We start from the raw sequence: 12,277 nt of genomic DNA on the forward strand, positions 1-12,277 counted from the left end.
GCCGAGCGCTGCCAAGCCGATGTGTTCAACGCCGGTAGCGCTGTTCCAGGAAAGCCCAGGCGGCGCGCAGGCCCTGCGCTTCGCCGCCCGCCGGGCGGCCGGGGCGATCGCTGTCGTTCCAGCTGTAGACGTCGACGTGGGTCCAGGCCTGCTCGGCGGCGACGAAGCGGTCGAGGTAGAGCGCGGCGGTGATGCAGCCGGCCATGCGCGAGGGCCCGGCATTCGCGAAGTCGGCGATGCCGGACTTCAGGTAGCTCATGTAGGGCCGCCACAGCGGCATGCGCCAGAGCGGATCGTTCTGCGCCTCACCGGCCGCGAGGTAATCGTTGGCGATATCGTCGCGGTTGGCGAACAGAGCGGGCAGGTCGGGCCCGAGCGCGATGCGCGCAGCGCCGGTGAGGGTGGCGAAGTCCATGATGAGGTCGGGCTTGGTCTCGCCCGCGTAGGTGAGGGCATCGCAGAGGATCACCCGGCCCTCGGCGTCGGTGTTGTCGATCTCCACCGACAGACCCGCGCGCGTCGCGATCACCTCGCCCGGCCGATAGGCATCGGCGCCCACTGCGTTTTCCACCGCGGGAATCAACAGCTGCAGCCGCACCGGCAGCTGCTGCGCCATCACCAGCTGGGCCAGCGCCAGCGCGTGCGCGGCACCGCCCATATCTTTCTTCATGTTGCGCATGCCGTCGGCGGGCTTCATGTCGAGGCCGCCGGTGTCAAAGCAGACGCCCTTGCCAACGATGGCCAGCCGCGGATGGCTGGGGTTGCCCCAGTTCAGTTCGATCAGGCGCGGCGCGCGGTGGCTGGCGCGGCCGACCGCATGGATGGCCGGGAAGCGCTCGCTGAGCAGGGCTTCGCCGACGATGCTGGTGAACTGCGCGCCCTGCGCCTGCGCCAGGGTGCGTGCGGCCTGCTCCAGCTGCTCCGGGCCCATGTGCTCGGTGGGCGTGTTGATCAGGTCACGGGTCAACAGGCTGGCGCGCAGCACGGCCGCCGCTTCGGCCAGGGCCGGGTCTTCTAGATCAACGGCCAGACGCGCGGCGCTGCGCGCCGGCTTGCGGTAGCGGCTGAACTGGTAGGCGCCCAGGCCCCAGCCGATCACGGCGGCGCCGCGCTCGATCTGCAGTCCGCGCGCGTCCAAGGCATAGGTGCCTTCCGGCAGAGTCAGCGGCAGGCCCGCCAGCGCCCAAGCGTCGTCGGTGCGAACCGCCCCCACGAGCACCCCAGCCAGCCCGCCGTTGGCCTCGGGCAGCGTGAGCTGGGTCCCGGGCAGTCCGCGGAAGCCCTGCGCCTGCGCCCAGCGCCGAGCGGCGTCGCCGAGCGTATCGAGCACGGCATCCAGGCTCGCCTCGGTGCAGAGGATCAGGGGGCAGGCGTGGGCGGCCTCGGCCGCAGAGGCAAAACCGTTCATGCAGACGTCCGCGAGAGGGAAGTGCGCAATGCTAGCAGGCGACATGGGAGCGGCTTGCCCTTGCAGCGTGTGACCTGTGCTCGCGGCGAGACGCTCACGCTTGCCCGGGCGGCGCGGGGCTCGTTCGGCCGCCGCGCGGCGACGCCCTCCAAGGCGCGCAGCGACGCCAGAGTCTCCGCCCTTGCTTCAGGCCGACTGCCCGGCCTGCAGGCGTCGACCCGCCTCGGCAAACCAGGTCTGCACGCGATTGAGGTGGGCCGGTCCGTAGTGCCTCAGGAACTGCGCCGTGCCGTGCTGCTGGCGGTCGCCGAGCGCCTGCAGACGCTCTTCGACGAAGGCCAGGGTGAGGGGAATCCGGCAGATGTCCTGGATGCAGTGCCGCCATTCCTCGTAGGTGTTGGGGATCATCGGAGACGCTCGATTGGAGTTAGAATCGCAACGTTATAACAACTTTGAGCGCCCTGCATGACAAGCATCGCCGCGGATCCTCGACTTCCCGTCACCGTCTTGTCCGGCTTTCTCGGCGCCGGCAAAACGACCCTGTTGAACCACGTGCTGCGCAACCGCGAGGGCAAGCGCGTGGCGGTGATCGTCAATGACATGAGCGAAGTCAACATTGACGCGCAGCTGGTCCGCGACGGTGGCGCCGAGCTGTCGCGCACCGAGGAAACCCTGGTCGAGTTCAGCAACGGCTGCATCTGCTGCACCCTGCGCGACGACTTGCGCGACGAGGTGCGCCGGATCGCTGCCGAGCAGCGCTTCGATCACCTGCTCATCGAATCCACCGGCATCGGTGAGCCCATGCCGGTGGCCGCGACGTTCGCAGTGCGCGACGAGGAGGGCTTCTCGCTGGCCGACGTGGCGCGGCTCGACACGATGGTGACCGTGGTCGATGCCGAGACTTTCGTGCGCGATTTCTGCTCCAGCGAGCGTCTGCGCGAGCGCGGCGAGATCGCCGGGCCGGATGACGAGCGCGGCCTGGTGAACCTGCTGGCCGATCAGGTCGAGTTCGCCGATGTGATCCTGCTGAACAAAGCCGACCGCGCAGGGGCAGCGGGCCTGCGCGAAGTCGAGCAGGTCGTGCGCGCACTCAATCGCGACGCCGAGATCATTGCCACCGAGCGCTCGCAGGTCGCACTCGACAAGGTGCTGGGCACTGGCCGCTTCGATTTCATCCGCGCCCAGCTGGCGCCGGGCTGGATGAAAGAGCTGCGCGGCGAACACACGCCGGAAACCGAGCAATACGGCATCACCAGCTTCGTCTACCGCGCACGCCGGCCCTTCCATCCGCAGCGCTTCCATCGGCTGATCACGCAGGGCCTGGGTGGGGTGATCCGCAGCAAGGGATTCTTCTGGCTGGCCTCGCGCATGGACTGGGTGGGTGAGCTGAGCACGGTGGGCGCCGCGACCCAACACCAGGCGGCCGGCTTCTGGTTCGCGGCCCGCGATCGGGTGGATGCGGGCCTCGTCGATACGCCCCTGCAGGCCGGCGCCAAGCACAGCGCACCCGCGCCGAGCGCGGACGACGTGCGCGATCCGAACGAACACGCCGCCATGCTGCGGTTGTGGGATCGCGAGTGGGGCGATCGCCGACAGGAGCTCGCCATCATTGGCATTGGTCTCGATGAACAGGCCGTGCGCGAGGATCTCGACGCCTGCCTGCTGACCCAGCGGGAAATGGCCCTGGGACCGCGCGCTTGGGCCGACTTCCCCGATCCGTTTCCGCGCTGGCAGCGCTAGGCCAAACTCCAGCATCGCGCTTTGGACCCCCGGCGCAGCGTCAGCCAGCACGGCGTGCGCAGGCCGTTCCAACCGAACCTCTACGCTTCACGCCAAACAGTCACGCTCGCGGTCTAGGCTGACCCAATGCCTCTCCGTCTTTGCCTGGTTGCCACACTTCGCTCTGCGCTGGCCGTTTTGCTGCTGAGCTGCGGCAGCGGAGCGGCCGCAGCCGATTCCGCGCGGTCGACCGCGATCGCCCCGGGCACCGAGCACGCGCTCGAACTCGAAGCGGTCGAGGTCATTGCCGAAGTCACCGGACCCGGCCTCTGGGCTCTGCGTCGGGACGGCCGTGTGGTCTGGGTGCTTGGCGTGCAGTCGCCCCTGCCCAAGCGTTTCCGCTGGGAGTCGCCCGAGCTGGATGCACGGCTGGCCGAGGCTAGCCTGCTGATCGCGCCGCCGGGCTTCGATCTGAAGGGCGTCAACCGCTTCAACGCGGTGTTTCTGCTGCCCAGCCTGATCCGCGCGCGCCGCGATCCGGAAGGCCTGACCTTGGCCGAGCGCGTGCCGCCCGAGCAGCATGAGCGCTGGCTGGCGCTCAAGCAGAAGTACTTTCCGCGCAAGCGCGGCACCGAGAAGTGGCGGCCGCTGATCGCCGCGCTCGAGCTCTATAGCGAAGCCATGGAAGACGTGGGCCTGAGCTATCGCCGTCAGGTCTGGGACGCGGTCGAACGCAAGGCGCGGCGGCAACGCATCGAGATCGCGCGGCCCGAACTGGTGATCGAGGCGGGTCGTCCGCGCGAGCTGATCCGCAGCTTCGCCGACAACACGCTGGATGATCTCGACTGCTTCGAACGCACGCTCGATCGGCTTGAGTCCGACCTTGTAGACATGGCCGAGCGCGCCGAGGCCTGGGCGGTCGGCGATGTCGCTGCGCTTCGCACGCTGCCGTTTCGTGATCAGGCACAGGCCTGCCGTGATGCTTTCCTCAAGGCCCAGTTTGCCGAAGACCGCGGACTCGACGAGATCCCTCAACGGCTGCGCGCGCTGTGGATCGAATCGGTTGAGTCGGCCCTGGCAGAGCACCGCAGCAGCGTCGCCGTTCTGGACATTGCCCTGCTGCTCGACCCTGAGCTCGGCATGTTCGAGGCTCTGCGCGCGCGCGGCATCGAGGTGGTGGAGCCCGACGCTGGCGACGCAGTGGACGAAGCGGCGTCGGCTGAACTTTCGGCAACCTTCCGCTGATTCGTCGCCGCGCTTAGCGGGGCGCTAACACGCGATACGACGCGCTGGACGTAGAGTGCGCCGCCTTCACTGACGCGAGCGTACTGCATGCCAAGCCCCATCGCCGTTTCCCGCACGCTGCTGTTGGGGGTCCTGTTTCTAGCCCTGAGGCCTGTCGCCGTGCAGGCCGAGTCCACCGAGGCGCCCGCGGCCGATGCGATGACGATGGAGACGGTTGAAGTCGTCGCCCGCGTCACGGGACCCGGCCTGTGGGAAGTGCGCCACGGCGAGAATGTGCTGTGGATTCTCGGCACGCAATCGCCACTGCCGCGCCGTTTCGAGTGGATCGCTGACGACGTCGACGCGCGCCTGGCCGAGTCCAGCCTGCTGATCGCGCCGCCAAGCGTGGCCTTGGGTTCCAACATCGGCCGTTTTCGCGCCTTGACCCTTCTGCCGAGCCTGCTGCGGGCACGCCGCAACCCGGACGAGCGGAGGTTGGAGGAGGTGGTGGGGCCGGAGCTGTACGCACGCTGGCAGCCGCTCAAGCAGCGCTATCTTGGCCGCGGTCGCAAGGTCGAAACGTGGCGGCCGCTGTTTGCGGCGATCAAGCTCTGGGAGGAGGCGATCGAAGACGCCGGTATGACTGGCTCCGGGCCGGTCTGGCGAGCCGTGTCGAAATCGGCCAAGAAGCTCGATCTGACGGTTGAGACGCCGCGGGTCGACGTCAAGATCGTCGATCCCAGGGAGACAATCCGCAGCTTCGCGCAGAGCCCGCTCGATGATCTCGAGTGCTTCGAGCGCACGCTCGATCGCTTGGAAAGCGATATCGACGCCATGCGCGAACGTGCCGAAGCCTGGGCGGTGGGTGATCTGGAGTCGCTGCGCGCTCTGCCCTTCAGCGATCAGAACCGCGCCTGCCAGGATGCCTTCCTGTCGGCCAGCGTTGGCGAAGAGAACCGCATTGCCGATGTGCAGGAGCGCTTGCGCGATGCTTGGCTCGCGACGGCCGAGAAGGCTTTGGGCGAACATCGCTCCAGCGTGGCGGTGCTGTCGATCGGCACGCTTCTCGACCCCGAAAGCGGGCTCATCCAGGGTTTGCGAGAGCGCGGCTATGTGGTGCGTGAGCCGGGCGAAGCCACGCAGCCGCAGCCGCAATCGGCGTCGCAGCCCCCGGTAGACGCCGCGACGCCGCACTGACCGCCGACCCGCGCGCTGCGCTCACTCGCCTTGCGCGACCGAGTAGCCACGCTGCTCGCCGAAGCGGTACAGGTTCTCGGTCTTGACCGGTTCCAAGCCGGCCTCCAGCAGCCGCGTGAGCAGGGCGGGGATCGCCCGCGCATCCTCGCCGCGGAAGCGCAGCCGCCAGTGGTCGCTGCACCAGGTGTCGGGATGGCCTTGCGGCCATACGCGCACGCCGCGGTTGGTGATCAGGCTGAGCTTGAAAGCGCCGGCCGCGGTCTGCGCCTGCTCGGCAAGGCGACTGGCCGAGCGACCCGCCTCGTTCCAGTGCAGGAACACATCGACGCCGTCGAAGGCTTTCTGCACAGCCGGCGCGGCAGCTTTGACGACAGGCGCGCGAGCCTCGCTGCGCGGGGTCGACTCGGGATAGCGCACAGGTGCGAGTAGCACCGGTTCGAGGCCAAGCCGCGCAATCACCGCGCGACCGAAGGCGCGGGTTCCGACGCGCTCGCGGCTCAGGCCCTCCTGCCACAGATCGGCGGTATGCACGCCGTCCTCCAGCGTGCGCAGCCAGGCGTTGTGCAGGATCTCGGCGCCGCGGCTGCGGCCGACGTGCTGCAGCAGCATCACTGCGGCCAGCATCAGACCGGACGGGTTGGCGATGTCCTTGCCGGCGATATCCGGGGCGGAGCCATGCACGGCCTCAAACATCGCCGCACGCAGGCCGAGGTTGGCCGAAGGCGCCAGCCCGATCGAGCCGGCGACTTCGGCAGCGACGTCGGAGAGGATGTCGCCGTACAGGTTGGGCGTCACCACCACGTCGTAGTCCTGCGGCCGGCTGGCCATGCGCGCGGTGCCGATATCGATGATCTGGTGCTGGCTGCGGATGTCGGGGTACTCGGCGGCGATCTCATCGAAGACCTGATGGAACAGGCCGTCGGTGAGCTTCATGATGTTGTCCTTGGTCATGCAGGTGACGCTGCGGCGGCCATTGCTGCGGGCGTACTCGAAGGCGTGACGGACGATGCGCTCGCAGCCCGGGCGGGTGATCAGCTTCAGGCACTGCACGACCTCGTCGGTCTGGCGGTGCTCGATGCCGGCGTAGGTGTCTTCCTCGTTCTCGCGCACGATGACCACGTCCATTCCCGGCTGCAGGCTGCGCACATAGGGCGCGTAAGACACACAGGGCCGAACGTTGGCGTAGAGTCCCAGCGTCTTGCGCAAGGTCACGTTGACGCTCTTGTAGCCGCCGCCCTGGGGCGTGGTGATCGGGCCTTTGAGCAGCACGCGGTGCTGGTCGATGGCTTCGAACACCTCGGGCCCGAGCCCGGAAGCGTGACCGGCGCGATAGGCCTCGAGGCCGACGGTGAGCGGCTGGAAGTTGAGCGAAGGATCGAGCGCGCGCAGTACCTCCAGCGTGGCGGCCATGATCTCGGGGCCGATGCCGTCGCCCTCGGCGACGGCGACGGTGAGTGGGGCGGTGGCGGGCGTGGCGGCGATGGCGCGGTCGAAGCGGGGCAGGGCAGACATTTCGGCACTCCAATACATGAAATACAGTTCATGAAAAAGGCTGCAGTGAAATCCGTGAAGGCCGCGTCGAAAGGCGTTCGGAAAACCCTGTCCAAGCCGGCGGGCAAACCGGCCAAGAGGCCGGCGCCCGCGCCGCAGAAGAACGCGAGCGATGTGACTGCCGGCCCAGGCTGGACGTTCCTCAGCAATCACACCCACGTGCTGGTCGCGCTGGCTGCCGAACCTGACCTCACCCTGCGCGATATCGCCCAACGGGTCGGCATCACCGAGCGCGGCGTGATCCGCATCGTCGAGGAGCTGGAGCAGGGCGGCGTGTTGAGTCGCGAGCGCGAGGGCCGGCGGAACCGCTACGCGCTGAACCTCGACGCTTCGCTGCGGCATCCGCTGGAGCAGCACTGCCGGATCGGCGAGCTGCTGGATCTGATCTTGCGCCGATAGCTCTTCCCGGATAGCCACGCGCGGTGTGCTGGATCGAAGGCCGCAAACGCAGAAGGCCCCGCACGGCGGGGCCTTCTGCTGTCAAATCTGAGGCCAGCGATCAGTCGCCGCGACGCGAGGCCTGCTTGCGCTCGTTCTCGGTGCGGTGCTTCTTGCGCAGGCGGATCGCCACCGGGGTGATCTCGACCAGCTCGTCGTCGTCGATGAACTCCAACGCCTGCTCCAGCGAGAACTTGATCGGCGGGATCAGGCCTTCGTCGTGGTCCTTGCCGGAGGCGCGGAAGTTGGTCAGCTGCTTGCCGCGCAGGGCATTGACGGTGAGGTCGTTGTCCTTCGAGTGGATGCCGACGATCTGACCTTCGTAGATCTCTTCACCCGGGTCCAGGAACAGACGACCGCGCTCCTGCATCGCGATCTGCGCGTAGGCCGGCGACGGCCCGGTGCCGTTCGAGATCAGCACGCCGTTCTGGCGCTGACCGATGGTGCCTTCGGCCTTGGGGCCGTAGTGGTCGAACACATGGAACAGCAGGCCGGTGCCGGCGGTAATCGTGCGGAATTCGGTCTGGAAGCCGATCAGCCCGCGCGCCGGGATCATGAAGTCCATGCGCACGCGGCCCTTGCCGTCGGGCTCCATGTTCTGCAGCAGCGCCTTGCGCTCGCCCAGACGCGACATCACGCCGCCCTGGTACTGCTCTTCGAGGTCGACCACCAGGCTTTCGATCGGCTCCATGATCTGGCCGTCGACGTCCTTCAGGATCACTTCCGGGCGCGACACCGCCAGCTCGTAGCCCTCGCGGCGCATGGTTTCGATCAGGATCGACAGGTGCAGCTCGCCGCGGCCGCTGACCTTGAATTTGTCCGCGTCCTCGGTGTCCTCGACTTTCAGCGCGACGTTGTGCTGGGTCTCGCGGATCAGACGGTCGCGCAGCTGGCGGCTGGTCAGGAACTTGCCGCCGGAGCGCTCTTTCACGCCAGCAAACGGCGAGTCGTTGACCTGGAAGGTCATGCTGATGGTCGGCTCATCAACGGTCAGCACCGGCAGCTGCTCGGCGTTGCCCTGCTCGCAGACGGTCTCGGAGATGCCAAGGCCTTCGATGCCCGAAATGGCGATGATGTCGCCGGCCTGTGCCTCTTTGACTTCGTGCCGCTGCAGGCCGTGGAAGCCCAGCACCTGCAGCACCTTGCCGTTGCGGGGTTTGCCGTCGCGGTCGATCACGGTGACCGGCATGTTGGTGCGGATCTTGCCGCGCTGGACGCGGCCGACGCCGATGATGCCGACGTAGCTGTTGTAGTCGAGGCTGGTGATGCGCATCTGGAACGGCCCGTCCATGTTGACCGGCGGCGGCGCCACGTGCTTGATGATGGCCTCGAACAGCGGGGTCATGTCGCCGCCGCGTACGTCTTCCGTCAGGCCAGCGTAGCCGTTCAAACCGGAGGCATAGACCACCGGGAAATCAAGCTGCTCGTCGGTCGCACCGAGGCGGTCGAACAGATCGAAGGTCTGGTTCAGCACCCAGTCCGGGCGCGCACCGGGGCGGTCGACCTTGTTGATCACCACGATCGGCCTGAAGCCCATCGCAAACGCCTTCTGGGTGACGAAGCGAGTCTGCGGCATGGGCCCGTCCATGGCGTCGACCAGGATCAGCACCGAGTCCACCATCGACAGCACGCGCTCGACCTCGCCGCCGAAGTCGGCATGGCCCGGGGTGTCGACGATGTTGATGCGGTACTCCTCGCCGGCCGGCGAAGTCCAGCGGATCGCCGTGTTCTTGGAGAGGATGGTGATGCCGCGCTCCTTCTCCAGATCGTTCGAGTCCATCACGCGCTCGGCGACTTTCTCGCGCTCGCCGAAGGTGCCGGACTGCTTGAGCAGCTGGTCGACGAGGGTGGTCTTGCCGTGGTCGACGTGAGCGACGATGGCGATGTTGCGCAGGTTCTGGATCATGGGGCACGGCCTAGAGCGAGCCACGCAAGCGTCGCGGATCGCGGATGGAAAGAAGTGTTCGGGCAGGTCTCGCGCACACGCTGCGGCTGGCACTCGGCCAGGGCAAGCGGTTAGGGGGGACAACGCGCGCTCGGAAGACGCATGTGACCTGCCGCCCGCGGCCAGTCATCACTGGCGCTTGACGCGGCGCGGCATTATACCGGCCCGCGCCTGACAAGCCAGTTGCAGCGGGGCGGGATGGCTTATCCTTGCGGGCTGTCATTCATCGGGAGGTCCCCATGTCCGAGCTCATCGCCCACTTCGCCACCGCCAAAGGCCCCATCCGCGTGAAGCTGCACGCCGAGGCCTGCCCGGTCACCGTCGCCAATTTCGTGAACCTCGTGCAGCGCGGGTTCTACAACGGCCTGAGCTTCCACCGGGTGATTGCTGACTTCATGATCCAGGGCGGCTGCCCGGAGGGCAGCGGTCGCGGCGGCCCCGGCTACCGCTTCGAGGACGAGTGCACGCCGAGCCTGCGCCACGAGCGCGGGGTGCTGTCGATGGCCAATGCCGGCCCCGGCACCAACGGCAGCCAGTTCTTCATCACCCACGTGCCCTGCGGCTGGCTGGACGGCAAGCACACCGTGTTCGGCAAGGTGATCGATGCCGCCGATCAGAAGGTGGTGGATGCCATTGCTGGCGGCGACCGCATCGAGAGCGTGAGTATCGAGGGCCATGCTGCGGCGGTGTTGGCCGCGCAGGCCAAGCGCGTGGCCGAGTGGAATGCCATCCTGGACGCCCGTCGCCCCTGAGCTGCGCGAGCGCTTCTGGTGCCACAGGCGAAGCCCCGGGTCGCGCAGTGCCCCGGGGCTTCGCTGCATATGAGTCCCGGAAATGCGCGGCGAACCGGCTTTCGCGCTGCAGCTAGCCGCGCGGCCTAGAGAGAGTCCATCAAACCGGGCGACGGACGCGCCGGAAGGCGCGGCACCAGAGGGGCGGGGAATGGTGGGTCGTGAAGGATTCGAACCTTCGACCTACGGATTAAAAGTCCGCAGCTCTACCACTGAGCTAACGACCCGGGGATTCCCAGTTCAGAACACGAAGACGGCCTGGGCGTGCGCCCTGGCGTCAATCCTGCGCGGCAAGGCCGGCGAAGGGCCGCGCAGTGTAGTCAGGGGGCGACGCGGGCACAAGTTTGCGCCGAGCGCCGTCGGCCCGCCATTCATCCAAGGTAGCGCGTGGGATCGGCGACGCCTGCGGCCTCGAAGCCGGCCGCACGCAGCCGGCAGGCGTCGCAGTGACCGCAGGCACGGCCTTCGGCGTCGGCGCGGTAGCAGGACACGGTCTCACTGAAGTCCACGCCAAGCTCGATCCCGCGGCGGACGATGTCGGCCTTGCTCAGGTCGATCAGCGGCGCATGCACGCGCAGGCGTCGGCCCTCCACGCCGGCCTTGGTGGCCAGATTGCCCAGGCGCTCGAAGGCAGCGATGAATTCCGGGCGGCAATCGGGATAACCGGAGTAGTCCACCGCATTGACCCCGCAGAAAATGTCCTGCGCGCCCAGCACCTCGGCCCAGCCGAGCGCCGCGCTCAGCATGATGGTGTTGCGCGCCGGCACATAGGTGATCGGGATGCCCTCGCCGCCGTGTTCCGGCACCTCGATGTCATCCGTCAGCGCCGATCCGCCGATGCTGCGCAGGTCGATGTTGACGACCTTGTGCGCGACGGCGCCCAGCGACTTCGCCAGTTTCGCGGCTGCGGCCAGCTCGGACGTGTGGCGTTGGCCATAAGCCACGCTCAGTGCGTAGACCTCATGGCCCGCGGCGCGGGCGATGGCCAGCACGGTGGCGGAGTCCATGCCGCCGGAGAGGAGCACTACGGCTCGTGCTGGATTCATGGACGTTCAGCTCCTGTCATCGGGGCGATCGCAGATCGGAAAATCAAGGAATGGCGCAGCCATTGCCGTGGGCAAGTGTTGACGCCCAGCGGTGCCGAGTACTGCTCGATGTCGTTGCGTGCGGTCGCGAGGGAGGGAGTGGGCGGCCGGAACCCGCCCCTTGCGAATCCCAAATCCCGAATCCCCAATCCCGCGCGCGCAAGCGCGCTCAGCGACCCTGCGCCTCCCCCCACAGCTGCTTGTGCAGCTGCATTTGGAAGCGGATCGGCAGCTTCTCGGCCAGCAACCACTCGGCCAGTTCGGCCGGCTGCACCTGGCCGAAGCTCGGCGAGACCAGCACTTCGCAGCGCTCGTGCAGGCGGTGCTCGCGGCTGGTCCGCATGGCCCAATCGAAGTCAGCGCGGTCGCAGACCACGAACTTGATCTGGTCGGAGGGCTGCAGGTGGTCGAGGTTCTCCCAGCGGTTCTTCGCCAGTTCGCCCGAACCGGGCGTCTTCAAGTCGATGACCCGCTGCACGCGCAGATCCACCGGTGCGATGTCGATCGCGCCCGAGGTTTCCAGAGAGACGCTGTAGCCGACATCGCACAGGCGTTCGAGCAGGGTGAGGCAGCGCTTCTGCGCCAGCGGCTCGCCGCCGGTCACGCAGACGTGGCGCGCGCCGTGGCGAGCCACTTCGACGAGGATGTTCTCGATGTCCCACCATTCACCGCCGTGGAAGGCATAGGCGGTATCGCAGTAGCCGCAGCGCAGGGGACAGCCGGTCAGTCGCACGAACACCGTGGGCCAGCCCACGCTGCGCGATTCTCCCTGCAGGGACAGGAAGATCTCGGTGAGGCGGAGGCGGTCGCTCTGGGCGATGGGATTCGGGATTGGGGATTCGGGATTCACAGCGCTGTCGCTCGCACGACTGGGTAGCGGATTCGTGGCTGGGCGTTCCGTGCTCATCGGGCCCCGAAC

Annotated in this window: 11 protein-coding genes and 1 tRNA gene; 5 read left to right on the forward strand and 7 right to left on the reverse strand. The window is 67.6% G+C overall.

Annotated features, from left to right (window positions below; genetic code table 11):
- Nucleotides 1-25 precede the first annotated feature (25 nt).
- The gene (locus H4O13_17565) at nucleotides 26-1,408 is read right to left on the reverse strand and encodes a leucyl aminopeptidase family protein (protein ID MBE5317206.1); all 1,383 of its coding nucleotides are present in this window, start codon (nucleotides 1,406-1,408) and stop codon (nucleotides 26-28) included.
- 186 nt (nucleotides 1,409-1,594) lie between these two features.
- Nucleotides 1,595-1,816, reverse strand: coding sequence for a hypothetical protein (locus H4O13_17570; GenBank protein MBE5317207.1), 222 nt, complete (start codon nucleotides 1,814-1,816; stop codon nucleotides 1,595-1,597).
- 57 nt (nucleotides 1,817-1,873) lie between these two features.
- Between H4O13_17570 and H4O13_17575 the strand changes: the two genes are divergently transcribed.
- The 3 genes from H4O13_17575 to H4O13_17585 all read left to right on the forward strand — a co-directional run bounded on the left by H4O13_17575 (nucleotide 1,874) and on the right by H4O13_17585 (nucleotide 5,548).
- Nucleotides 1,874-3,148, forward strand: a complete 1,275-nt coding sequence (locus tag H4O13_17575; GenBank protein ID MBE5317208.1) for a GTP-binding protein — start codon at nucleotides 1,874-1,876, stop codon at nucleotides 3,146-3,148.
- 126 nt (nucleotides 3,149-3,274) lie between these two features.
- Complete coding sequence (locus H4O13_17580; GenBank protein ID MBE5317209.1) at nucleotides 3,275-4,372, forward strand: TraB/GumN family protein; 1,098 nt, start codon at nucleotides 3,275-3,277, stop codon at nucleotides 4,370-4,372.
- A gap of 87 nt (nucleotides 4,373-4,459) precedes the next feature.
- Nucleotides 4,460-5,548: a TraB/GumN family protein gene (locus tag H4O13_17585; protein ID MBE5317210.1), complete on the forward strand. Its 1,089-nt coding sequence runs from the start codon at nucleotides 4,460-4,462 to the stop codon at nucleotides 5,546-5,548.
- 21 nt (nucleotides 5,549-5,569) lie between these two features.
- Here the strand turns inward: H4O13_17585 and H4O13_17590 are convergent, their stop codons facing one another.
- On the reverse strand, nucleotides 5,570-7,060 hold the full coding sequence (locus H4O13_17590) for an NADP-dependent isocitrate dehydrogenase (protein ID MBE5317211.1): 1,491 nt from the start codon (nucleotides 7,058-7,060) through the stop codon (nucleotides 5,570-5,572).
- Between the two features lie 30 nt (nucleotides 7,061-7,090).
- Between H4O13_17590 and H4O13_17595 the strand changes: the two genes are divergently transcribed.
- On the forward strand, nucleotides 7,091-7,498 hold the full coding sequence (locus tag H4O13_17595) for a winged helix-turn-helix transcriptional regulator (protein ID MBE5317212.1): 408 nt from the start codon (nucleotides 7,091-7,093) through the stop codon (nucleotides 7,496-7,498).
- A gap of 100 nt (nucleotides 7,499-7,598) precedes the next feature.
- Here the strand turns inward: H4O13_17595 and typA are convergent, their stop codons facing one another.
- On the reverse strand, nucleotides 7,599-9,443 hold the full coding sequence (gene typA, locus H4O13_17600; protein MBE5317213.1) for a translational GTPase TypA: 1,845 nt from the start codon (nucleotides 9,441-9,443) through the stop codon (nucleotides 7,599-7,601).
- Between the two features lie 278 nt (nucleotides 9,444-9,721).
- On the opposite strand from typA, the gene H4O13_17605 reads away from it, so the two are divergent.
- Nucleotides 9,722-10,234: a peptidylprolyl isomerase gene (locus H4O13_17605; GenBank protein MBE5317214.1), complete on the forward strand. Its 513-nt coding sequence runs from the start codon at nucleotides 9,722-9,724 to the stop codon at nucleotides 10,232-10,234.
- A 191-nt stretch (nucleotides 10,235-10,425) separates the two neighbouring features.
- Here H4O13_17605 and H4O13_17610 read toward each other — a convergent pair.
- From H4O13_17610 to queE, 3 genes are all read right to left on the reverse strand, one after another.
- Nucleotides 10,426-10,500: transfer RNA gene (locus tag H4O13_17610), tRNA-Lys, on the reverse strand.
- 144 nt (nucleotides 10,501-10,644) lie between these two features.
- Nucleotides 10,645-11,319, reverse strand: coding sequence for a 7-cyano-7-deazaguanine synthase QueC (gene queC, locus H4O13_17615; GenBank protein MBE5317215.1), 675 nt, complete (start codon nucleotides 11,317-11,319; stop codon nucleotides 10,645-10,647).
- Nucleotides 11,320-11,527: 208 nt separating this feature from the next.
- Nucleotides 11,528-12,265, reverse strand: coding sequence for a 7-carboxy-7-deazaguanine synthase QueE (gene queE / locus H4O13_17620; protein ID MBE5317216.1), 738 nt, complete (start codon nucleotides 12,263-12,265; stop codon nucleotides 11,528-11,530).
- Nucleotides 12,266-12,277 lie beyond the last annotated feature (12 nt).

Source organism: Lysobacterales bacterium (genome assembly GCA_014946745.1).
Taxonomy (GTDB): Bacteria; Pseudomonadota; Gammaproteobacteria; order Xanthomonadales; family Xanthomonadaceae; genus Aquimonas.